Origin of the sequence: Leptobacterium meishanense, assembly GCF_037645805.1 — a bacterium.
Lineage (GTDB): Bacteria > Bacteroidota > Bacteroidia > Flavobacteriales > Flavobacteriaceae > Leptobacterium_A > Leptobacterium_A meishanense.
Window position 1 is genome coordinate 119,571 of record NZ_JBBEXE010000006.1, and the last position, 21,821, is coordinate 141,391.

The following is a 21,821-nucleotide window of genomic DNA, read 5'->3' on the forward strand; positions in this document are numbered from 1 at the left end:
AACCTTAGAGTTTCTTTTTCAAACTATTAATAGAAGCATTTAACTCAAATCCTAGCAATAGAATGTTAGAGTTCAACCAAATGTACAACATCAATATTAAAAGTGCCCCTATAGAACCGTAGAGTTCATTGTACTGTGAAAAACTTTCTACGTAGATACCAAATAAAAATGTGGTGAGTATAATAAGAATCGTTGTAAGCAATGCTCCGGGAGAAAAAAACCGCATTTCACGTCCCAGTGTAGTACCAAAATAATACAATATTGACGTAGCTATATAGACCATAATGACCAAAAAAGCATACTGTGCTATTTTTACTGAAGTTTCAAGGTTATCTAAATAGCCTTTTTCTGTTAATTTTTCTAACACATATACTTCAAAATAAATAAACCCTATAACAATAAGCAGCAATAAAAGTGCCATGATGATGGCTATTCCCAGCGATAAAAAATATTGTCGAATAACATTTCTGGTTATTTTCACATGGTAGGAAGTTTCAAAACCGCCAAAAATAGCATTGATCCCATTACCCATGAGAAATATAGAGAGCACAAAAACTGATGAAAGCAACCCCCCTCTCTTTTTTCCGGCAATATCTTCAAATATAGTATCGAAAAACTCATTGGTTCGGGGTGGTAACAAACTTTCAATAAAAGCTTGAAAATCGCCTTGAAAACCCTCTATAGGCACAAAAGGTATAAGGTTCAATACAAATAAAAGAAAAGGGAAAATAGCCATAAAAAAGCTAAATGAAATAGCACTTGCTCTATAAGTTAGCGCCCCTTTTATAATCCCAATCACATACATTTCAATGAGGTCATAGAGGGACAACCCTTCAAACGTCCGTAACTTTATCCTTTGTAATAGCTTTACAATACTTTTGACAATTGGAATTTTAGCTAACTTTTCTGATACTTCATCCGCCATATACCATTGCTTTTAAACTTAAGTCCATATTGTGTACAGAATGTGTTAGGGCCCCTGAAGAAATATAATCAACACCACATTCTGCATATTTCCTGATAGTCTGTTCATTAATACCTCCGGAAGATTCAGTTTGGCAACGGTCTCCTATAATATTAACCGCCTTGAAGGTTTCTTCATAGTTAAAATTGTCCAGTAATATCCGGTGTACACCCTCCGATTCCAATATTTCTTTAACTTCCTCCAAATTCCTCGCTTCTACAATTATTTTCAAATCTTTATTTTCTCGTTGCAAATACTCCTTTGTTTTCTTAATGGCTTTGGTGATACCCCCTGCAAAATCGATATGATTGTCTTTTAACATAATCATATCATATAAACCAAAACGATGGTTCTCGCCCCCTCCTATTTTCACAGCCCATTTTTCTATAGCGCGAATGCCGGGAGTTGTTTTTCGGGTATCCAAAATTTTAGCATTCGTGCCATCTAGCAGTTTTACATATTTTGCTGTTTTTGTAGCAATGGCACTCATTCGCTGCATTGCATTTAGAACTAATCTTTCTGTTTTTAAAATTGCTTGTGAACTGCCTGATACGTGAAAAACAACATCGCCTTTTTTAACTTTCTCCCCATCATTTATAAAAACGGTTGTTTCTAAATTAACATCTACATGCGTGAAAATTTTTTGAGCAAATGCAACTCCTGCAATAACACCTTCTCCTTTGACCAATAATTTAGCTTTTCCTTTGGCTGAAGCTGGGATGCATGCTAACGAGCTATGATCTCCATCTCCTACATCTTCACGAATGGCATTGGAAATGATATGGTCTAGCTCCCGTTGAAATTGTGATTGAGATATCATTTTAAAAAGGTTTATGCTAATGTACTAACTATCAATAAACCTTAAAAATCTATTTTAATTGACCCCATTTAAAATTTGTAATTTTACCACTATGAAGGTAACGTTGATTGCAATAGGAAAAACAGATAATACCGAATTACAAAAATTAATTGCTGATTATCAAAAAAGACTATCGCATTATGTTAATTTTCATCTTGAAATTATTCCGGATATTAAAAATTCAAAAAAGTATTCTGAAACACAACAAAAAGAGATGGAAGGTAATGCCCTTTTAAAAAAACTAAACACTACAGATACTTTAGTAATGCTTGATGAAAATGGAAAGCACTACACTTCCATGGCATTTTCAGAGTACCTGCAAAAAAAAATGAATGCAGGCACTAAAAGTTTAGTGTTCGCTATTGGTGGCCCGTATGGTTTTTCAGAAACTGTTTACAAACGTGGACAAGAAAAAATAGCCCTATCAAAAATGACCTTTTCACATCAAATGATACGTTTATTTTTTATTGAACAACTCTATAGGGGTTTTACCATATTGAGAAATGAACCTTATCATCATAAGTAAGTTAGGTTTTATTTTTCCGACTTCTTAATACAGTATCGATTGATACACCTGATTAAATGTAAAACCCCATCCTAACATGTTTTTTAAAAAATATGTCTTTTCTCTATTTTTTGCTATTCCTGTATTTTTGTTCAGTCAGGAAATTTCTATTCCACCATTTGGAAAAGGCCTTTTAAATATAAAAGCTAAAGACAGTTCATGGGCTATGAAATTTGCACTACGGATCCAATCCCGTGCTGTTTTTGAATGGGAGACACAGAATAGTGATTTGTCTAATTTTTCATCTGACTTTTTAATTCGGCGCGCTCATTTAAAATTTGATGGCTTTGTCCTTAATCCAAAACTACAGTACAAATTTGTGTTAGGCCTTTCTAATATAGATGCTTCAGGAGCATCTTCTTTCACCGGCAATGCACCCAGAAATATTTTTGATGCCGTCATAAAATGGAATTTTAAAGGCAACTTTTATATATGGTTTGGACAGACCAAACTCCCCGGAAACCTGGAACGTATTATTTCTTCTGCAGAGCTGCAATTTGTAGAACGGTCTTTGGTAGATGACAATTTTAATATTGATCGTGATATTGGGATACAACTCCGGCACCACTTTAAATTAAATAATAATTTTATCATACGAGAGCAGGTAGCCATCTCCCAAGGAGAAGGTAAAAACATTGTTACAGGAAACTTGGGTGGATATGAATATACCGGAAGGGTTGAGTTACTCCCTTTAGGTGCTTTCAAAAAGAAGGGTGAGTTTAGCCAAGGTGACCTCCGGAGAGAAGAAAAACCTAGATTAGCTATTGGTATTGCATATGATTTTAATGATGATGCCGTAAGGACAAAAAGTAATCGAGGGAACCACATGGTTACCAATACCGGATTTCATGAAACTGATATTAGCACCTTCTTTATAGATGCAATGTTTAAATACAAAGGTTTTTCTTTTACTGGAGAGTATGCAAATCGTAATGCGGACGATCCTCTCGCAAAAAATACTGATGGAAGTTTAACCGGTGATATTGTTGAAACAGGAAACGGGTTTAACTTACAAGTTGGATATTTGTTTCGTAATAATTATGAAGTTTCAGGAAGATACACAAATATTTCACTTGATGAAGTTGTTACCAGAAAAGGAATGAAAAATCAATTTTCTTTAGGGTTTTCTAAATACATTGTAAGCCATAAGCTTAAATTACAAACAGATATACGTTACCTGTCTCTAGAAAATAATGTAGATAAGCTCATATATAGGTTGCAGATGGAAGTCCACTTCTAAGTTTTTTTATTACTAAAATATATTTTTTAAATATTTTCCCGAATTTTTAACAATTATATATCATTAGCATTACATAAAAATTACTTTTCTATATGATATTTGACTTGTCTCTAGAGATATTATGATCTTTCATATAATCACTAGTTTTTGTCAATTAGATGTATGAAAATCACAGGCTGCCATGGCCAGGCAGCCTTTTATGTTATTAACAGTTCATATATATTATTGACTTAATGATAACGTATTGGAAACGTTAAGTTAACATTACTCCTAGTTAATTTGCAGTGACAAAAACTAGTAGTGATATGAAAATTATAATTCCCATAGCGGTACTGCTATGCATAACATTCTCTTCAAACGGACAAGAAATTATAGTTCCTTCATTTGGAAAAGGAATCTTTAATATAAAAAGCAAGGATACTACATGGAGTATGAAATTCGCAGCAAGAATGCAATTCTTGGGGATTTCAGAATGGGATGTGGAAGATGGTTCCATTGATAACCCTAATACAAATTTCCTAATAAGAAGAGCTCGTCTGAAATTTGATGGATTTGCCTTTACACCCAAGCTACAATATAAATTAGAACTTGGTTTATCTAATCGGGATATTTCAGGAAGTTCTGAATTTACCAATAATGCTCCTAGATACATATTGGATGCTGTAGTAAAATGGAACTTCTACAAAAATTTCACTTTATGGTTTGGTCAAACAAAACTTCCAGGGAATGTAGAGCGGGTAATTTCTTCTGGAAACCTACAACTGGTAGATAGATCTTTGGTAAATAGCAGATTTAATATTGATCGAGATATAGGAATACAAATACGTCATTATTTCAATTTAACAAATAAATTTATTATTCGGGAAAGTTTTGCGCTATCTCAAGGGGAAGGAAGAAACATTACTACCGGTAATCTAGGAGGGCATCAATACACAGGAAGAGTTGAGTTTTTACCTTTAGGAAATTTTATTAGTAAAGGTGATTACAGCGGAAGTGACTTAAAAAGAGAAACTAAGCCAAAACTAATGTTTGGTGTTACATATGATTTTAATAACAATGCCGTCAAAAACAGAAGTAATCAAGGAAGTTATATGATAAATGATATTGGGTTTTATGAAACTAACATCAATACATTATTTCTTGATGCCATGTTCAAATATAAAGGGTTCTCATTCATGGGAGAATATGCTAAAAGAACTGCTGACGATCCTTTTGCAAAAAATGCTGATGGAAGTTTAACAGGTGATATTGTTCAAGTTGGAAAAGGAATTAATTTGCAAGCCGGGTACTTACTCAATAACAACTATGAAATTTCAGGAAGATATACCAATATAAAACTTGAAAAAAATATTACCGGAAAAAACCCTGAAAACCAATACACATTAGGGATATCAAAATTTATAGTAGGGCATAAACTAAAAGTACAAACTGACATTAGTTATCTATCTATAGATAACAGTACTGATAAGTTAATGTATAGGTTGCAATTTGATGTTCATTTTTAATTAAATAATATAACATTATAGTAACATTTCACTGAAATTTAGTCTAGATATTTGTGAACAATTTTATATTTAAATAAATGGAAAATATTTATCTTTTAATGATTGTAGCTTTAGCTATCTTAGCTATTGCAGATCTAGTTGTAGGTGTTAGCAATGATGCCGTTAACTTTTTAAATTCTGCTATTGGTTCTAAGGCAATTTCTTTCCGGACCATTATGATTGTTGCTAGTTTAGGGATTTTTATAGGGGCTGTATTTTCCAGTGGCATGATGGAAGTGGCCCGTAAAGGGATTTTTGTTCCCGGACAATTTATGTTTTCCGAAATCATGATCATTTTCATGGCAGTCATGATTACCGATATATTGTTGTTAGATTTCTTTAATACATTGGGAATGCCTACTTCCACTACAGTTTCTATTGTATTTGAACTCCTTGGAGCAGCTGTAGCCATGGCATTGATAAAAATAAGTGCTTCTGAGACTGAATCTATTTCAGCATTGTCAAAATATATTAATTCTGATCAAGCGTTGCTTATTATCTCAGGGATTGTACTTTCAGTGGTTATTGCATTTACTGTTGGGGCTATTGTTCAATTGATATCAAGACTGGTATTTTCTTTTCATTATGAAAAAAAGATAAAAAATTTTGGAGCTATTTTTGGCGGGGTCGCTTTAACTGCTATAACCTATTTTATCATAATGAAAGGGCTTAAAGGCACTCCTTATTATAATATTTTAAAAGATGTTTTAGAAGGCAATGAGTTACTTATCATAGGTGGTAGTTTCATTTTCTGGATTCTTTTTTCCCAGCTTTTCATGAGTTTATTCAAAAAGAGTATTCTAATACTTGTTATTGCTATTGGCACTTTTGGGTTAGCTTTAGCTTTTGCAGGAAATGACTTGGTTAACTTTATAGGTGTTCCCATGGCAGCTTATCATTCCTATGAAGCTTGGTCTGCTTCAGGAGTAGAAGCCTCTCTATTTTCCATGGAATCACTGTCTAAAAAAGTCCCTACAGAACCGCTATTGTTATTTATAGCAGGAGGGATTATGGTATTAACACTTTGGTTTTCCAAAAAAGCAAGAACCGTTACAGATACTGAAATTGGGTTAGCTCGTCAAGGTGAGGGCCATGAAAAGTTTCAACCTAATCTTTTATCCAGATTAGTTGTAAGAGCTGTGTCAAACCTTAATAAGGTTATAATATTTATTATCCCGGACTCTACTAGGAGAAGAATAAATAATCAATTCGAAAAACCAGTAATCAACCTTCCGAAGAACAAACATTATGAACTTCCTGCTTTTGATATGATAAGAGCTTCTGTAAACTTAATGGTTGCAGGTATCCTTATCTCAATAGCTACATCAATGAAACTTCCCTTATCCACCACCTATGTTACTTTTATGGTGGCCATGGGAACATCGCTTGCTGATAGGGCATGGGGCAGTGAAAGTGCTGTATATCGTGTTGCAGGAGTGTTAAATGTAATTGGTGGATGGTTTTTTACTGCTGTTACTGCTTTTATATCAGCTGCTACCATGGCATATCTTATCCATATGGGTGGGCCTACGGCAATAGCTATTTTACTATTCGTTGCTATTCTTTTATTGATTAGAAACTATATTAAACATAGAGAAAAATCTAAAGAGGCTAGAGCTATAGATCGTCTACAAAAAGCTGAAAGTAAATCAGTACAAGGTGTGATCCAAGAAAGTGCCGATCATATTTCAGCTGTAGCCAATCGAGGAAATAAAATCTATCGCAATACCTTAGATGGTTTAGCAAGGCAAAACCTTCCTGTATTAAAGAAAAGCCGAAAAGGTATAGATAAATTGAATAAGGAAGTTGATGAGTTAAGAGATGATATTTTTTATTTTATTAAGAATCTGGATGATGCCAGTGTTGGTGCCAGCCAGTTTTATATACAATTATTGGGTTATTTACAAGATATCAATCAATCATTGGAGCATATTGTAAAAGTGAGTTATAAGCACGTAAACAACAATCACAAAAAGTTACGTTTTAATCAAGTAAAAGAGCTTAAGGAAATTGAGCTACAATTAGAAAGTTTATTTAGTGAGATAAAAGTTGTTTTTGAAAATAAAAAATTTAATAAAATAGGGAATATCATAGAAAAGAGACAACTTCTGTTTGATCATGTTTCTGAAAAAATAGAAAAGCAAATCAAAAGAACCCGTACTGAAGAATCTAGTCCTAAAAACACTACACTATATTTTAGCTTGCTTTTAGAAACGAAAGATCTTGTTTCAGCAACTATGAACCTTTTAGAGCAGTATTATATTGCATATGACAGCTCTGTGCAAGCTTCAAAACCTGGAAAAGTTGAAGAGAAGCAATAATGCTTTTTTGTTTTTATTCATAAATCTCCTTCATATATTTTTTATAGTTTTAACCCATGGAAAAGTTACTTAGAGAAAGGTTTGGATACCTTTTTGAGAAACCTCTCATGGATGAGGTCATTGCTACAGGGAAAAAAATGCATTTTTCTCAAAATGAGATTATAATTGATGTAGGACAAAAACTTACCCATATTCCCTTGTTACTAGAAGGACAAATTAAAATCCTTCGAGAGGATGGCAAAGGGGATGATTTACTGTTATACTTCCTAGAAAGCGGGGATACTTGTGCCATGTCACTAACGTGTTGTATGAATAAGCATAAAAGTAAAATCCGTGCCATAGCAGAAACGGACACTACCGTTATGATGATTCCAGAAGAAAAAATGCAAGAATGGTTCAATAAATATGAAAGTTGGCGAAATTTTGTACTAGAAAGCTACCAAATACGGTTTAATGAAATGATAGAAGCCATAGATACACTTGCTTTCATGAAAATGGATGAACGCCTCTACAAATATTTGACTGACAAAGTAAAATTGAATGCCTCTACCATTATTAAAAACACACATCAAGAAATTGCAGATGATTTACATACTTCAAGAGTTGTTATCTCCCGATTACTAAAACAACTTGAAAATGAACAAAAAATAAAACTACAACGAAATAAAATTGAGGTACTGGAATTTTAAAGGTAACTTTTATTACAAATACTCCGTCTCTATACCTTTATCTTTGCACTAAAAATATAAAATATGGAATATATCTTACAGCCTTGGCCGTGGTACATATCCGGCCCTCTTATTGCACTAGTCATGCTATTGCTCATCTATTTCGGTAAAACCTTTGGTATGTCCTCTAACTTAAGGACTTTTTGTACCATTGGAGGAGCCGGTAAATTTTCCGAATTTTTTAGGTTTGACTGGAAAGCACAGAAATGGAGCCTAACAGTTGTTTTAGGAGCAGTTATTGGTGGCTATATTGCCGTAAACTTTTTATCAGATTACAGTCCTGTGGCCATCAGTACACAAACTGTAACAGATCTCAAAGAAATTGGGTTTGCAGATGCAGGGGATGCTCTTTTACCTCCTGAAATCTATTCCATGAAAACATTGTTCAGTCTTAAAGGGTTCTTATTATTGGTTATCGGAGGTTTTCTGGTAGGGTTTGGGACACGCTATGCTGGCGGATGTACTTCAGGACATGCCATTACAGGGCTTAGCAGTTTGCAACTACCATCATTAATAGCAGTCATAGGTTTTTTTATTGGAGGACTGATTATGACTTGGTTTATTCTACCTCATTTATTTTAAAAAGGATTAAATTATGAAATACATAAAATTCTTACTTGTCGGAATATTTTTTGGAATTGTCTTAGTAAAATCAGAAGCTGTTTCCTGGTACCGGATCTACGAAATGTTTAAATTTCAATCTTTTCATATGTATGGGATCATAGGAACTGCTGTAATAATAGGGGCTATTGCTTTATTTATCATGAAAAAATTTCACGCAAAAAACCTTTTAGGGCATGAAGTATCAGTTCCTTTAAAAGAAAAAGGAGTATTTAGGTATATTGTAGGAGGAATTATCTTCGGTTTAGGGTGGGCATTAGCAGGAGCTTGTCCCGGACCTATGTATATTCTGCTAGGTGCAGGGTTCTACAGTATGTTTATTGTTATTTTAGCAGCCACATTTGGTACCTTTGTGTATGGGCTCTTAAAAAATAAACTGCCTCATTAATGGAAATATATGAAATTATCGGTTATGCAGGAGCCCTACTTATAGGGATTATTTTAGGGCTTATTGGTGGTGGTGGTTCTATTCTTACAGTACCCGTACTTGTATATGCTATAGGTTTAAATCCGGTAATTGCAACTGCTTACTCCTTATTCATTGTTGGCACATCCTCTCTGATAGGTGCGTTAGGGAAAATAAAAAAGAAATTAGTTGATTTCAGGACAGCTATTGTATTTGCTATCCCCTCTTTTATTGCTGTTTACATAACCAGAAGGTATATTGTGCCGGCTATTCCCGAAAACATCTTTATTATTGGCAACTTTGAGGTTACCAAAAACATAGGGATCATGGTCTTTTTTGCCATTATTATGTTAATGGCTTCTATTTCCATGATCTGGTCTAAGAAAAAAACTGAAGAGCAAGAAAAAACTATTCAGTACAATTACATGGCCATTATTTTAGAAGGGCTCGTTGTCGGAACACTTACCGGGATTGTCGGTGCAGGAGGCGGGTTCTTAATCATCCCTGCTTTGGTGCTTTTGGCAAAACTTCCCATGAAAAAAGCCGTTGGTACTTCCTTGCTTATTATTGCTTTCAAATCACTCATTGGTTTTATAGGAGATATCCAGAACCTGAGTATCAATTGGAATTTCCTGTTCATCTTTACATTTATCTCTGTAGTAGGTATTTTTATAGGCAACTATTTATCAAAATATATTTCAGGGAACAATCTTAAAAAAGGATTCGGATGGTTTACACTCATAATGAGTTTTTATATCATCTATAAAGAACTCTTCTAAGAGTATTTATGTGACAAATGTCACAAAGCAACAGCATACTATTTTGTATTTTTGAGTAACAAAAAATAAAATATCATTACAATGAAAATAGAACAAATATATACAGGATGTTTAGCTCAAGGAGCTTATTACATAGAATCAGGCGGAGAAGCTGCTATTATAGACCCTTTAAGGGAAACACAACCCTATATTGATAAAGCAAAAGCTGAAAACGCCCATATAAAATATGTTTTTGAGACACACTTCCATGCTGATTTCGTTTCAGGGCATGTTGACCTGGCAAAAAAAACGGGGGCTACAATTGTATATGGGCCGGGGGCTTCCACAAGCTATGAAATCTATACCGCTAAAGACGGAGAAGAATTTGCTTTGGGAAATATAAAAATAAAAGTATTACATACCCCGGGGCATACATTGGAATCGACTACCTATCTGTTAATTGATGAAAAGGGGAAAAAACATGCCATATTTACAGGCGATACTTTGTTCTTAGGAGATGTCGGACGTCCTGATTTGGCCATTAAGTCTGATTTAACAAAAGAAGATTTAGCCGGAATGTTATACGATTCATTGCGTAACAAAATTATGCCTTTAGCAGATGATATTATTGTGTATCCGGCTCATGGTGCGGGCTCTGCATGTGGAAAAAACCTCAGTAAGGAAACACAAGATACTTTAGGGAACCAGAAAAAGACCAATTACGCACTACGTGCTGATATGACCAAAGAGGAATTTGTTAAAGAAGTGTTGGAAGGCATATTACCTCCTCCTCAATATTTTGCGAAAAATGCGCTAATGAACAAAGAAGGGTATGCCGAATTTGATACAGTTTTACAAAAAGGAAACATTCCTTTAGATGCAGAAGAATTTGAAGCGTTGGCAAACCATGAAGGAGCACTGGTATTGGATGTACGTACACAACAAGATTATGTTACTGCACACATTCCAAACTCAATTTTTATAGGGTTAAACGGTTCTTTTGCCCCTTGGGTAGGCGCTTTAATTACTGACCTAAAGCAGCCTATTTTATTAGTGGTTCCGGAAGGAAAATCAGAAGAGGCTGTAACACGGCTTTCCAGAGTGGGATATGACAATACCTTGGGATATCTTGAAGGAGGGATCAATGCATGGGTAAAAGCCGGAAAAGAAACAGATACCTTAACCTCAATTCCTGCCGATGTTTTTGAAAAGGAATATAAAGAAGGCATGAATGTCCTTGATGTGAGAAAGCCGGGTGAATATGAATCTGAACATTTGGAAAATGCCGTTTCATTCCCGTTGGACTTTATCAATGAACATATGAATGAATTGAATAAGGACAAAAAATACTACATCCACTGTGCAGGTGGTTACCGCTCTGTGATAGCTGCTTCTATTCTAAAAGCCAGAGGGTTTATGAACCTTGTTGATATTGCAGGTGGTTATGGTGCTTTAAAGAAAACAGCTTTTCCTAGAACGGATTATGTTTGTCCGAGTAAGCTGTAATGCTTTATATAATAAACGGAGAAGTGGTTTGAGAATGACTCAAACCACTTCTTTATATAAATTAATCACTATAAGAGAAATCAGTCTCTAAAGAAGTTTCTGAACTCTCGCTTTTAGCCCTTTATGTGATTTCTGCACTCAATCCAGCTTCTAGAAGTAAAACACATCTTGGTTTAAGATCTTCGTAAGATCCTGTTTTGACAGTACATTTGCCTTTATAATGTACTATTATAGAGCATTGTTCTGCTTGTTCGGGGGTATGTTCACATACTCTTATCAATGTTTCGATAACATGGTCAAAAGTGTTCACATCATCATTAAAAAGGATAATTTCATGTTGTTTATCTTCTTTTTCGCTAATGAGAACCTCTTCTAAAACTTTTTCCTTTGTACTCATCACCAACATTTTATGCTAATTTACATATTTTAGGGCAACCCATGAATTCTTCTTAATTTTATCCTGTAACATTAATCCATGCTGCTTACATTTCTCTGAAATAACCGAAATATCTTCTTCATAAAAACCGCTCAGAAATAGTATCCCCTCTTTATCAAGATTCTTTACATAGACCGGAATATCTTGTAACAAAATATTTCTATTGATATTCGCTATAATGATATCGTATTTTTTGTTCTTCAATATGGATGCGTCGCCTTCATATATATTGATATATCCGCATTGATTGCGAGCTATATTTTCTAATGAGTTTAAGTAGCACCAATTGTCAATATCAATGGCATCTATTTGAACAGCTCCTTTTTTAGCAGCCAAAATGGCTAGAACACCTGTGCCACAGCCCATATCCAATACTCTTTTATTGTTCATATCTGTTTGTAAGAGATGCTGGATCATCATATGTGTGGTTTCATGATGGCCGGTTCCAAAACTCATTTTTGGTTCTATGACAATATCATATCGTGTTTTTGGAGTTTTATGAAACGGCGCCCTTATTATGCAAATACCATCCACTTCTATAGGATGAAAATTCTGTTCCCATTCAGCATTCCAATTGGTTGGTTCTATCTCTTTATAATTGTACTGAATCTGAAATGCCGGATTTTTTAATATGGTTATAGCCTTCAATATACCTTCTTTCCATACTTCCTTTTGCACATACGCAAGTATTCCGCTTTCATTTTCCACAAAACTTTCGAATCCAACCGCTCCTAATTCTGCTATCAAAATATCAGACGCTGGCTGTAATGGAGACACTTTGAACGTATATTCTACATAGGTTTGGGACATAGTCAGATAGTTTTTACAATAGCTATAAAATCCGCTGCTTTTAAAGATGCTCCACCTATAAGTCCACCGTCTACATCTTTCTGAGAAAAGATTTCTTCAGCATTTCCCGGCTTTACACTTCCTCCGTATAAGATAGAAACACCTTCGGCAGTTTCTGATCCATATCCATCAGAAATCGTTTTTCTTATAAAAGCGTGCATTTCCTGAGCTTCTCCAGGACTTGCTGTTTCCCCGGTACCAATAGCCCATACGGGTTCGTATGCAAGAACAATGTTCTTCCAGTCGGTTGTTTTCAGGTGAAAAAGCGCACTTCTTAATTGGGTTTCTACTATTTTGAAATGATTACCTGATTTTCGGTCCTCGAATTCTTCTCCAAAACAAAAAATAATGGTCATTTCATGTGCCAAGGCAGTATTTACTTTTTTCGCCAATAAAACATCGTCTTCTGAAAAATACGCGCGTCGTTCCGAGTGGCCTAAAATCACTGTTTGCACTCCTATACTTTTTAGCATGGATGCGGAAATTTCTCCGGTATATGCCCCTTTTTCTTCATGGTGCATATTTTGTGCCGCTATTTCTATAGGGCTTTGCCGCAAGGCTTCATAAGCACAGTATAGGTTGGTGAATGTAGGGGCTATAATCACTCCTGCTCTGGTTTCAGGAAGATTTTTTAATAGGTCTGATATCAGGTCTTCTGTTTCTGCTAGGTCATTGTTCATTTTCCAGTTGCCTGCAACTATTTTTTTTCTCATTTTTTCTTTTTTTCAGTTTTATATATGGCTTGTAAAACCTTTACAATATTATTATTCTAATCTGACTTTTGGATCAAGCCATCCGTAAATGATATCTACAAGAATGTTGATAACAATAAAAAGTGTTGCTACTACCAATACAGCCCCCATAATAACAGGTAGATCAAGCATATTTAGTGCATTCACGATCTCTTTTCCCAGCCCATTCCAACCAAAAATATATTCTACAAAAACAGCTCCTGCCAACATACTGGCAAACCATCCGGATACAGCTGTTATAACAGGGTTTAAGGCATTTTTTAAAGCGTGTCTTATTATGACCTGAAATTTACTAAGCCCTTTTGCGTATGCCGTACGGATATACTCCTGTTGAAAAACTTCTAACAGCGAGTTCCGCATTAATTGCACCACTACTGCCAATGGGCGAATGCCTAAAACAATGGCAGGCAAAATAAGGTTTTTCCATTGTATGGAAATCTGTTCTCCAAAATCATCTACCTCATAAAGGCTTCCGGTCATATTGAGATTGGTATACTCATGAAGCACAAAACCAAACAACCATGCAAAAATAATCGCACTAAAAAAAGAAGGGACACTCATCCCTAGTGTACTGAGTAGTTGAATGAGTTTATCTAACCATGAATCTTTATGTAATGCAGAAACAATTCCCAGACCAACTCCAATAACAATTGCAATAAAGATAGATGAAACGGCCAGCACAAAAGTATTTGGTAATGTTTCCCCAATAATATCAGCTACTTCTTTTCCATTCCTTTGAAAAGATTCTCTTAGATACGGGTATTTAATTGCCATAGAAATGTTCCCAAAAGAAAGTATTTTTCTTCCCGAATATTTATCAGTTGAAAAAAATGTGTAATCTTCAACATTTTTGGAATGAAAAGAGATGGGAGATACATCATTTAAGTAATATAGGTATTGAATTGTAACAGGCTGATCAAAACCATACTTTTTTTTAATAATGGCTAACTGTTCACTGTCTTCATTTTGGCCAAGCATCATACGTGCGGGGTCACCCGGAAGTACAGCAAAAAGAAAAAAGATAACAGTAACCACCCCAAAAAGTGTGAGTATGGCGTAGAAAATTTTATGTAAAAAATATGACCCCAACCGTCAATATGTTTTTATAATTGTATAGAATGATCAATTTTCAATAACCTCCGTGCTACTGGGTTTATTCGTTGATGTTATACAATCAAGTTTCCAACCCTCTTCAGAATATTTTTTATAAATGGCAACCCATGAAAATTCAGTTTTTTGTTTACTCTCTATTCCTTCTGCATTTTGATATTTAACAACTACTTCTTTATTCACCACAGTATATGCCATGCTATAATCATCAGAAAAGCGAATCACAGGAGGGTTTATATCATCCCATTTTTCAAACTCAACGGCATTAAAATATTTAGTAAAACGGGTTGTCATTTCTTCTTTAGTAGGAGTTGAAACCACACCATTGTTAACTGATATAAAATCATTTGAATTTTGATCTAAAAATTCTTTTACCATTTTTTCAAAATGATATTTTCTTTGCAAATTATGAAGCTCTAATATTTTCTCTTTTTCTTGATCAATATCTATTTTTTTTGAACCCTCACATGATATTAATATAAAAAACAGCATTCCAAATACTAATATATACTTATAAACCCTTGTTTTCATTCTTCTCAGTAATTAATCATTAATTCATCAATATCATTATAATGTAATTTCTGAATGATCGTCCCCTTATTCAATTTTACAATTCCTGGGTTGGAGCGTACAATTGTTTTTAAAGTGGTTTGATCAGTAAAATAAAAGTCGAAGTTCAATTTGTATTTCTTTTTTAATGGGCCTACTTCATTTTCATTGGAGGCTGACATACCTATGACGTTGTACCCTTTTTTTAATGCTTCGTCAGTTGTTTTCTTAATAGCCATGAATGCTTCCTTGTCTGATTTTGCTAAATCATAAGAAATAACCATGAGCAACTTCTCTTCATCCAAAAAAGCACCAGCAAAATCTTCACCACCTTTTTCAATAGTGAAATCATGTACAGGGGGTTCATAACCTTTTTGGATTTCGGTAGTTTCCACTCCTATAAATTCACCCTCTACAGAAGGGTACTCTCCAAACGTCGTTATGATTTTTTCTGTTCCGTTTACTTTAAATTTCCAGGCGTATTCATAGACCGCTTTGGGGGCGTCATCAGGAACAGACATCTTTTCTTTTATATTAGATCCTTCTTTATAAGCTCTGAAATCGATACTTGGCAAATGGTTCAACACATGATTGCTAAAAATAAAACAGGTAATGAGTGTTATAATGGTACTATACGCAGCAAACTTGAAGGAAAACAACGGTTTTATCTGTTTACTTCCAAAAAATAATATGAGAATAAAAGCTAACAATATGACATCTTTCGTAAAAGATTCCCAAGGGGTCAATTTTAATGCATCCCCAAAACAGCCACAGTCAGTTACTTTATTGTAATATGCTGAATAGAAAGTTAAAAATGTAAAGAAAGTAATCATGAGCAGTAAACTCCAAACAGTAAACTTAGCCCTGAAACCCACCAACAACATCACGCCTAATAAAACTTCAAATATTACTACGAATATAGAGATGGACAGTGCATGTGGTTCTAAAAAACCTAAATCCAACACCGCGGGGCTAAAGTATTCTTCCAGTTTATAGGAAAACCCTAAAGGGTCATTCAGCTTTACAAAACCGCTAATGATGAATAATACACCTACGAGTATTCTTGAAATGGCTACTGCTATTTTCATTATGATTCGTTTTCTTTTATTAAAATAAGTGCAAAAACTGCATAATTGATAATATCTTGATAGTTTGCATCTATCCCCTCACTTACCAATGTTTTACCTTTATTATCTTCTATTTGTTTTATCCTGAGTAGTTTTTGCAAAATAAGATCTGTCAATGAACTGATGCGCATTTCACGCCATGCTTCTCCGTAATCATGGTTTTTATTCTCCATCAACGTTTTAGTCTCTTGTACCATATCGTCATACATGGCAGTAGCCTCTTCTATAGAAAAGTCAGGCTGCTCGGCTATTCCTTTTTTTATTTGGATCAATGCCATAATAGCATAATTGATAATCCCAATAAACTCAGGCACTTCCCCTTCTTCAATCTTACGTTCCTTATTTTCCTGAAGGCCTCTAATGCGTTGTGCCTTAATAAATAGTTGGTCCGTTAATGAAGATAATCTAAGAATACGCCAAGCACTTCCATAATCTTTCATTTTTTTAACAAACAAATCACGACAATCCTGGATAACAGCATCGTATTGTTTTGAGGTATTTTGCATGTTGTTGATTCTATTTTGCGTAAATTTCGCTTAAAAATAGGGAATATAAAAAATTGCCGGCTAAAAAATGAACATCAATTGTAAAGGTACACTCATTGACCTGTCCAAGCCCAAAGTAATGGGTATTGTTAATGTAACCCCCGATTCTTTTTATGACGGAGGAAAACACTTTGACGAAAAAGCGATTTTGATTACTGTGGAAAAAATGCTGACAGAAGAGGCTACTTTTATTGATATTGGTGGATATAGTTCACGCCCGGGAGCCGATCATATAAGCGAAGAAGAAGAGTTAAACCGGACGGTCCCTGCTGTTGAACTAATTATTAAGTTTTTTCCTGAAACGCTTATTTCTATTGATACTTTCAGAAGCCGTGTTGCCAGAGAATGTATTGTAGCAGGTGCAGCCGTTGTTAATGATATTTCCGCCGGGGTTCTGGACAAAGCCATGTTAAAAACTATTGCAGAATTACAAGTTCCTTATGTAATGATGCACATGAAAGGCACACCGCAAGACATGCAAAAAAATATTTCCTATAATGACATTACGAAAGAGATGCTTTTTTATTTCTCTGAGAGGGTTGCCGAAGCTAGGAAATGGGGCATCAATGATCTTATTGTTGATCCGGGGTTTGGTTTTGCTAAAACATTGGAACATAATTATGAGTTACTCTCCAAATTAGATCTTTTTGCTCCGTTAAACCTTCCTGTGTTGGTAGGGTTAAGTAGAAAATCTATGATTTACAAATTGCTGGGGGCTTCTGCCGATGATGCTCTTAATGGAACTACTGCTTTAAATACTATTGCATTAATGAAAGAGGCACGTATTTTACGGGTTCATGATGTAAAAGAAGCAGTAGAGTGTGTAAAACTTATTAATCAACTTAATGGTTAAAATAATGCGAACATTTCTTTTTGGTTCACTTTTTTTAGTGCTTTTTAGCTCATGCAATACCAAAAAAACAATGCAGTTGGCTGAGGTTCCGAATGCAGAAATTACTGGCATTAGTGATATTTCCCAGGCATATCTTTTTTATAATGAGGAGACTTTACAACCTGAATTCAACCGAAAGAATTTAATTTCTACTACCCATTGGATTTTTCATGTTGATAAACGTTTATTAATGGAAGAAGTCGTTCCCAAAATTCAATGGCTACAACAAAAACGGAAAAAACCTTCTCCTCACAGAAATGAAGCAGCTAAAAATTTTTTCTCAGTCTCTAATACTTCTTTAAAAAATCTCTCCTTTATTGATTTTACTGATACAAAACATATATTTGAGGCATCGCTTTGTGCTGAAAAAACAAATGATAGTATTGATAACCGCTCCTTTGTTTTTAACAAAGACAATATACTCATTGAGGGAAGACCTACTTCTAAAGACAGCCTAATAATAGTTATAGAAGAATACAAAAACACAAATAACAAACCTTTTACTATCCATCTTAATTTCGATCAATCCTTAACCTTTCAAGAATATATAACAGCTATACAGTTCATTAAAAATACTATTGCTGAAGGTTATAGCATAGCTCCGGTCCATTACTTTTTTGACTCTTCACAACTGCCCTGCAGGAATGATTAACTATCTAGCTAATTTTGTTATTTTTACACAAATCCCGATACTGGTTTGGAATTATTCGATTTTTTAGATTTTAAAATTATAGATGTCATTGACATCCTATTAGTAGCTATATTGCTTTACTATGTATATAAATTGGTTAAAGGTACGGTGGCAATCAATATTTTTATAGGAATTGTTATTGTTTACCTTATATGGAAGCTTACGGAAGCTTTGCAAATGAAAATGGTGAGCGGTATTCTTGGAGGTTTTATGAGTGTAGGACTTATTGCACTCATTGTTGTTTTTCAGCAGGAAATTCGGAAATTTTTACTGATGTTAGGCTCTACCAACCTTACAGGGAAACGCAGTTTTTTAAAACATATTAAGCTTCTAAAACAAGACCCCTTAAATACGGAAACTAATGTGGAGGCTATTGTTGCTGCATGCGAACGAATGGGAAGTACACGAACAGGGGCTATTATTGTAATTGAACGAAACAACCATCTGGAATTTGTGAAAAGTACAGGAGATAAAATGAGCATTGAAGTTACCCAGCCTATTATTGAAAGTATTTTTTATAAAAATAGCCCATTACATGATGGTGCCATTATCATTGAAGGTAATTATATTACTGCAACCCGGGTAATATTGCCTGTTTCTAACGAGCGGAATATTCCACTTCGTTTTGGTTTGCGCCATAGGGCAGCTATAGGGATTTCAGAGAAGACAGATGCATTGGTATTGGTAGTTAGTGAAGAAACCGGACAGATTTCTTATATAAAAAATGGGGAATTTGTCCTCTATAAAGATATCCGGGAATTAATTGCGACGATACGAAAAGATTTGGCTTAACCAATCTGTTCTTCCTCAGCCATAAATTGAACTTCATATAAGTTTTTGTAGTATCCGCCTTCTATCTTAATCAGTTCATCATGAACACCTTGCTCTACGATATTACCAGCATCCATTACCAATATTTTTGATGCTTTTTTTACAGTTGCTAACCGGTGTGCTATGATGATAGAGGTTCTCCCTGCCGTTATCTTGTCCGTTGCTTTCTGAATGAGCTGTTCAGTATATGAATCTACAGAAGAAGTGGCCTCGTCCAGAACCAAGATACTAGGATCGCTAACGTATGCTCGTAAAAAAGCTATTAATTGGCGCTGGCCACTAGACAACATAGCCCCCCGCTCTTTAACATTATAATGATATGTATCTGGAAGGCTCATAAAAAAATCGTGAATACCTATTGCCTTTGCAGCTTCTATTACTGTTTCCTCTGATACATCCGGATTTTTCAATGTAATATTGTTTAATATAGTATCCGCAAATAGAAACACATCTTGTAAAACCACTGCTACTTGATTGCGTAGAAAAGGAAGTACATACTGGTTTATTTTGACCCCATCTACCTTAATTTCTCCGGATTGAATATCATAAAACCGGCTCAATAGATTAATAATAGTCGATTTTCCTGCTCCGGTTGCCCCTACAATGGCAATGGTTTCCCCGGGTTTGGCTTCAAAGGAAATACCATGCAGTACTTCTTCCCCTTCCACATAACCAAAATGTACATTATCAAACTGAATATGTCCTTTAATAATTGCCGTTGTATGTGTTCCTTTATCCTCTATTTTACTTTCTGTATCTAAAATATTAAACACACGTGTTGCCGCTACCATCCCCATTTGTAAGGTATTAAACTTATCTGCAATTTGACGTAATGGCCTAAAAAGCATTTGCGACATCTGTATAAACATAAAAATAGTTCCTAACTCCATTCCATTAGATTCTAGAACCGCTTGTAATCCTCCATACCAAACGATCAATCCAATTGTAATAGAGGACGCCAACTCAGCTATGGGAAAGAAAATGGAATTATACCAGACCGTTTTTATCCATGCTTTTTTATGTTTTTCATTGATTGCTTTAAATTTTTCATATTCAATAGCTTCTCTATTAAATAACTGTACAATCTTCATACCCGATATCCGCTCTTGTACAAACGTGTTCAATGAAGCCACTTGTGTCCTAACATCACTAAAAGCAGCTTTCATTGCTTTTTGAAAAAGTCTTGTGGCATAAAGGATTATAGGTAATATAAAAAATACGATTAATGACAATTTCCAACTCACCATTAACATCACAGCAGCAACAACCAACATTTTTAGCAAGTCACTTAAAATCATAAAAAATCCTTCACTGAAGATGTCTGCTATTCGTTCCATATCATTTACAGCACGTGTCACCAGCAGCCCAACGGAAGAATTGTCAAAATACTTCATTCGAAAGCGTGTCATATGCTTGAATAGCTTGATACGGACATCACGTACAATACTCTGTCCTAACCAATTTGCATAATATATGAAAGATAGTTGGCTTATCACTTCTAACAAGAGTAATAACCCCATAAGCCCAATGAAAATAAGAAGTCCTTCATGGTCTTTGTTTAAAATATAATTATCAACCGTTTCCTTGAGCAAATAAGGACGTGCTACTGCAAAGCCGGATAATAGAATAGCAATAACAGCTACCCCATAAAATGTAGCTTTATAGGGTTTGGTATGGCGCAACAATCGTTTAAAGAGCCTATAATCAAATGCTTTTCCCGTAGTGTCGCTCATTTAGTTTATAAATAAATCTGAAGGGTAATCAACATTCGTCAAATATAGTGCATGTGCAGGAACCGATACACCTGCTTGACTTCTATTTTTACTTTCTATGACTTTTTTAACATCTTCTTTAGACTTTTTACCATATCCAACTTCCAGCATTGTGCCTACAATTGCCCGTACCATATTGCGTAAAAAACGATCTGCCTTAATGGTAAAAACAAGAATACCTTGTTTTTGCTCCCATTCAGCCTGCATTATTTTACATAAGTACGTTTTCACGTCTGTATTCGATTTTGAAAAACATTTAAAATCTGAATAATCAAAAAGAACATCTGCTGCTTCATTCATTACTTCAATATTCAAAAAATCATGTACATAGTATGCAAGTCCATTCATAAATGGGTTTTTCTTTTGAATAATCCAATATTCGTACGTTCTGGAGATTGCATCAAAGCGTGCATGGGCTTGATCCTTAACAGGCATAATTTGATGGATCGCAATAGTATCAGGTAAAAATGAGTTTAAACGCTGTATAAGTTCATTCACATCAAAAGGTTTAACAATATCACAATGTGCAACCATTTGTTTTGCATGGACCCCTGCATCGGTTCTCCCCGCTGCTGTTAATATTATTTCAGTCCTCAACAATGTGGACAAAGCACTTTCTAACACTTCTTGAACGGTTGTAGCGTTAGGTTGCCGTTGCCAACCATGATATTTTTTACCATTGTATGAAAACTCCAAAAAATATCTCAAAAGAATCTGTTATTTTTGTTTGTATTCAAAGATACAGCAACAAGTTA

At 34.7% G+C, this 21,821-nt stretch carries 23 protein-coding genes; 12 read left to right on the top strand and 11 right to left on the bottom strand.

The features are described from left to right. Positions 1-4: 4 nt before the first annotated feature. Together WBG21_RS07885 and nadC are read right to left on the bottom strand one after the other, a co-directional pair. Positions 5-925, bottom strand: a complete 921-nt coding sequence (locus tag WBG21_RS07885; RefSeq protein ID WP_340076593.1) for a YihY/virulence factor BrkB family protein — start codon at positions 923-925, stop codon at positions 5-7. After that, complete coding sequence (gene nadC / locus WBG21_RS07890; protein ID WP_340076595.1) at positions 915-1,784, bottom strand: carboxylating nicotinate-nucleotide diphosphorylase; 870 nt, start codon at positions 1,782-1,784, stop codon at positions 915-917. The genes WBG21_RS07885 and nadC overlap by 11 nt, the downstream gene beginning before the upstream one ends. Positions 1,785-1,875: 91 nt before the next feature. Between nadC and rlmH the strand changes: the two genes are divergently transcribed. The 9 genes from rlmH to WBG21_RS07935 all read left to right on the top strand — a co-directional run bounded on the left by rlmH (position 1,876) and on the right by WBG21_RS07935 (position 11,512). After that, positions 1,876-2,349: a 23S rRNA (pseudouridine(1915)-N(3))-methyltransferase RlmH gene (gene rlmH / locus WBG21_RS07895; protein ID WP_340076597.1), complete on the top strand. Its 474-nt coding sequence runs from the start codon at positions 1,876-1,878 to the stop codon at positions 2,347-2,349. A gap of 76 nt (positions 2,350-2,425) precedes the next feature. Then, positions 2,426-3,628, top strand: a complete 1,203-nt coding sequence (locus WBG21_RS07900) for a porin (RefSeq protein ID WP_340076599.1) — start codon at positions 2,426-2,428, stop codon at positions 3,626-3,628. A 305-nt stretch (positions 3,629-3,933) separates the two neighbouring features. Continuing rightward, positions 3,934-5,133, top strand: coding sequence for a porin (locus tag WBG21_RS07905; RefSeq protein WP_340076602.1), 1,200 nt, complete (start codon positions 3,934-3,936; stop codon positions 5,131-5,133). A 77-nt stretch (positions 5,134-5,210) separates the two neighbouring features. Further along, positions 5,211-7,493, top strand: coding sequence for an inorganic phosphate transporter (locus tag WBG21_RS07910; protein ID WP_340076606.1), 2,283 nt, complete (start codon positions 5,211-5,213; stop codon positions 7,491-7,493). Between the two features lie 56 nt (positions 7,494-7,549). Further along, positions 7,550-8,182, top strand: coding sequence for a Crp/Fnr family transcriptional regulator (locus WBG21_RS07915; protein ID WP_340076608.1), 633 nt, complete (start codon positions 7,550-7,552; stop codon positions 8,180-8,182). A 63-nt stretch (positions 8,183-8,245) separates the two neighbouring features. After that, positions 8,246-8,803, top strand: coding sequence for a YeeE/YedE family protein (locus WBG21_RS07920; RefSeq protein WP_340076610.1), 558 nt, complete (start codon positions 8,246-8,248; stop codon positions 8,801-8,803). A gap of 13 nt (positions 8,804-8,816) precedes the next feature. Next, a complete protein-coding gene (locus tag WBG21_RS07925; RefSeq protein ID WP_340076612.1) occupies positions 8,817-9,230 on the top strand; it encodes a DUF6691 family protein in 414 nt (137 codons plus the stop codon). Beyond that, on the top strand, positions 9,230-10,027 hold the full coding sequence (locus WBG21_RS07930) for a sulfite exporter TauE/SafE family protein (protein WP_340076615.1): 798 nt from the start codon (positions 9,230-9,232) through the stop codon (positions 10,025-10,027). The genes WBG21_RS07925 and WBG21_RS07930 overlap by 1 nt, the downstream gene beginning before the upstream one ends. Positions 10,028-10,108: 81 nt before the next feature. After that, the gene (locus WBG21_RS07935; RefSeq protein WP_340076617.1) at positions 10,109-11,512 is read left to right on the top strand and encodes an MBL fold metallo-hydrolase; all 1,404 of its coding nucleotides are present in this window, start codon (positions 10,109-10,111) and stop codon (positions 11,510-11,512) included. Positions 11,513-11,633: 121 nt separating this feature from the next. On the opposite strand, the gene WBG21_RS07940 is transcribed toward WBG21_RS07935, so the two are convergent. Genes WBG21_RS07940 through WBG21_RS07970 form a run of 7 tightly spaced genes read right to left on the bottom strand, consistent with a single transcriptional unit; the run spans position 11,634 to position 16,841 of the window. Then, entirely contained in the window at positions 11,634-11,909 is a 276-nt protein-coding gene (locus WBG21_RS07940; RefSeq protein ID WP_340076619.1) for an ATP-dependent Clp protease adaptor ClpS, read from the bottom strand. A gap of 15 nt (positions 11,910-11,924) precedes the next feature. Further along, positions 11,925-12,758 carry a 50S ribosomal protein L11 methyltransferase gene (prmA, locus tag WBG21_RS07945; protein ID WP_340076622.1) on the bottom strand — a complete coding sequence of 278 codons (834 nt, stop codon included), beginning with the start codon at positions 12,756-12,758 and terminating at the stop codon, positions 11,925-11,927. Positions 12,759-12,760: 2 nt separating this feature from the next. After that, positions 12,761-13,510 carry a triose-phosphate isomerase gene (gene tpiA, locus WBG21_RS07950; protein WP_340076624.1) on the bottom strand — a complete coding sequence of 250 codons (750 nt, stop codon included), beginning with the start codon at positions 13,508-13,510 and terminating at the stop codon, positions 12,761-12,763. A gap of 51 nt (positions 13,511-13,561) precedes the next feature. Continuing rightward, the gene (locus WBG21_RS07955; RefSeq protein ID WP_340076626.1) at positions 13,562-14,638 is read right to left on the bottom strand and encodes an ABC transporter permease; all 1,077 of its coding nucleotides are present in this window, start codon (positions 14,636-14,638) and stop codon (positions 13,562-13,564) included. A gap of 33 nt (positions 14,639-14,671) precedes the next feature. Beyond that, the gene (locus tag WBG21_RS07960; protein ID WP_340076627.1) at positions 14,672-15,190 is read right to left on the bottom strand and encodes a hypothetical protein; all 519 of its coding nucleotides are present in this window, start codon (positions 15,188-15,190) and stop codon (positions 14,672-14,674) included. 5 nt (positions 15,191-15,195) lie between these two features. Next, positions 15,196-16,296 (bottom strand): BT_3928 family protein, encoded by a 1,101-nt coding sequence (locus WBG21_RS07965; RefSeq protein WP_340076628.1) that lies wholly within the window; start codon positions 16,294-16,296, stop codon positions 15,196-15,198. Continuing rightward, positions 16,296-16,841, bottom strand: coding sequence for a DUF1599 domain-containing protein (locus WBG21_RS07970; RefSeq protein WP_340076630.1), 546 nt, complete (start codon positions 16,839-16,841; stop codon positions 16,296-16,298). The genes WBG21_RS07965 and WBG21_RS07970 overlap by 1 nt, the downstream gene beginning before the upstream one ends. A 67-nt stretch (positions 16,842-16,908) precedes the next feature. Between WBG21_RS07970 and folP the strand changes: the two genes are divergently transcribed. Genes folP through WBG21_RS07985 form a run of 3 tightly spaced genes read left to right on the top strand, consistent with a single transcriptional unit; the run spans position 16,909 to position 19,255 of the window. Beyond that, positions 16,909-17,733, top strand: coding sequence for a dihydropteroate synthase (gene folP, locus WBG21_RS07975; RefSeq protein ID WP_340076632.1), 825 nt, complete (start codon positions 16,909-16,911; stop codon positions 17,731-17,733). A 4-nt stretch (positions 17,734-17,737) separates the two neighbouring features. Next, positions 17,738-18,424: a hypothetical protein gene (locus tag WBG21_RS07980; RefSeq protein ID WP_340076634.1), complete on the top strand. Its 687-nt coding sequence runs from the start codon at positions 17,738-17,740 to the stop codon at positions 18,422-18,424. A gap of 45 nt (positions 18,425-18,469) precedes the next feature. Continuing rightward, a complete protein-coding gene (locus WBG21_RS07985) occupies positions 18,470-19,255 on the top strand; it encodes a diadenylate cyclase (protein WP_340076636.1) in 786 nt (261 codons plus the stop codon). Here WBG21_RS07985 and WBG21_RS07990 read toward each other — a convergent pair. Together WBG21_RS07990 and truA are read right to left on the bottom strand one after the other, a co-directional pair. Beyond that, positions 19,252-21,027 carry an ABC transporter ATP-binding protein gene (locus WBG21_RS07990; RefSeq protein WP_340076638.1) on the bottom strand — a complete coding sequence of 592 codons (1,776 nt, stop codon included), beginning with the start codon at positions 21,025-21,027 and terminating at the stop codon, positions 19,252-19,254. The two genes, WBG21_RS07985 and WBG21_RS07990, sit on opposite strands and share 4 nt — an antisense overlap. Beyond that, complete coding sequence (gene truA, locus WBG21_RS07995; protein WP_340076641.1) at positions 21,028-21,774, bottom strand: tRNA pseudouridine(38-40) synthase TruA; 747 nt, start codon at positions 21,772-21,774, stop codon at positions 21,028-21,030. Positions 21,775-21,821 lie beyond the last annotated feature (47 nt).

What these genes read in the sequence shown, in the direction of transcription:
- WBG21_RS07920 (WP_340076610.1), top strand. Translation starts at nt 8,246, where the DNA reads ATGGAATATATCTTACAGCCTTGGCCGTGGTACATATCCGGCCCTCTT.
- rlmH (WP_340076597.1), top strand. Translation starts at nt 1,876, where the DNA reads ATGAAGGTAACGTTGATTGCAATAGGAAAAACAGATAATACCGAATTA.
- WBG21_RS07910 (WP_340076606.1), top strand. Translation starts at nt 5,211, where the DNA reads ATGGAAAATATTTATCTTTTAATGATTGTAGCTTTAGCTATCTTAGCT.
- WBG21_RS07915 (WP_340076608.1), top strand. Translation starts at nt 7,550, where the DNA reads ATGGAAAAGTTACTTAGAGAAAGGTTTGGATACCTTTTTGAGAAACCT.
- WBG21_RS07940 (WP_340076619.1), bottom strand. Translation starts at nt 11,909, where the DNA reads ATGAGTACAAAGGAAAAAGTTTTAGAAGAGGTTCTCATTAGCGAAAAA.
- WBG21_RS07965 (WP_340076628.1), bottom strand. Translation starts at nt 16,296, where the DNA reads ATGAAAATAGCAGTAGCCATTTCAAGAATACTCGTAGGTGTATTATTC.
- WBG21_RS07925 (WP_340076612.1), top strand. Translation starts at nt 8,817, where the DNA reads ATGAAATACATAAAATTCTTACTTGTCGGAATATTTTTTGGAATTGTC.
- WBG21_RS07960 (WP_340076627.1), bottom strand. Translation starts at nt 15,190, where the DNA reads ATGAAAACAAGGGTTTATAAGTATATATTAGTATTTGGAATGCTGTTT.
- WBG21_RS07905 (WP_340076602.1), top strand. Translation starts at nt 3,934, where the DNA reads ATGAAAATTATAATTCCCATAGCGGTACTGCTATGCATAACATTCTCT.
- nadC (WP_340076595.1), bottom strand. Translation starts at nt 1,784, where the DNA reads ATGATATCTCAATCACAATTTCAACGGGAGCTAGACCATATCATTTCC.
- WBG21_RS07980 (WP_340076634.1), top strand. Translation starts at nt 17,738, where the DNA reads ATGCGAACATTTCTTTTTGGTTCACTTTTTTTAGTGCTTTTTAGCTCA.
- prmA (WP_340076622.1), bottom strand. Translation starts at nt 12,758, where the DNA reads ATGTCCCAAACCTATGTAGAATATACGTTCAAAGTGTCTCCATTACAG.
- folP (WP_340076632.1), top strand. Translation starts at nt 16,909, where the DNA reads ATGAACATCAATTGTAAAGGTACACTCATTGACCTGTCCAAGCCCAAA.
- WBG21_RS07900 (WP_340076599.1), top strand. Translation starts at nt 2,426, where the DNA reads ATGTTTTTTAAAAAATATGTCTTTTCTCTATTTTTTGCTATTCCTGTA.
- WBG21_RS07970 (WP_340076630.1), bottom strand. Translation starts at nt 16,841, where the DNA reads ATGCAAAATACCTCAAAACAATACGATGCTGTTATCCAGGATTGTCGT.
- WBG21_RS07990 (WP_340076638.1), bottom strand. Translation starts at nt 21,027, where the DNA reads ATGAGCGACACTACGGGAAAAGCATTTGATTATAGGCTCTTTAAACGA.
- WBG21_RS07930 (WP_340076615.1), top strand. Translation starts at nt 9,230, where the DNA reads ATGGAAATATATGAAATTATCGGTTATGCAGGAGCCCTACTTATAGGG.
- WBG21_RS07935 (WP_340076617.1), top strand. Translation starts at nt 10,109, where the DNA reads ATGAAAATAGAACAAATATATACAGGATGTTTAGCTCAAGGAGCTTAT.
- tpiA (WP_340076624.1), bottom strand. Translation starts at nt 13,510, where the DNA reads ATGAGAAAAAAAATAGTTGCAGGCAACTGGAAAATGAACAATGACCTA.
- WBG21_RS07885 (WP_340076593.1), bottom strand. Translation starts at nt 925, where the DNA reads ATGGCGGATGAAGTATCAGAAAAGTTAGCTAAAATTCCAATTGTCAAA.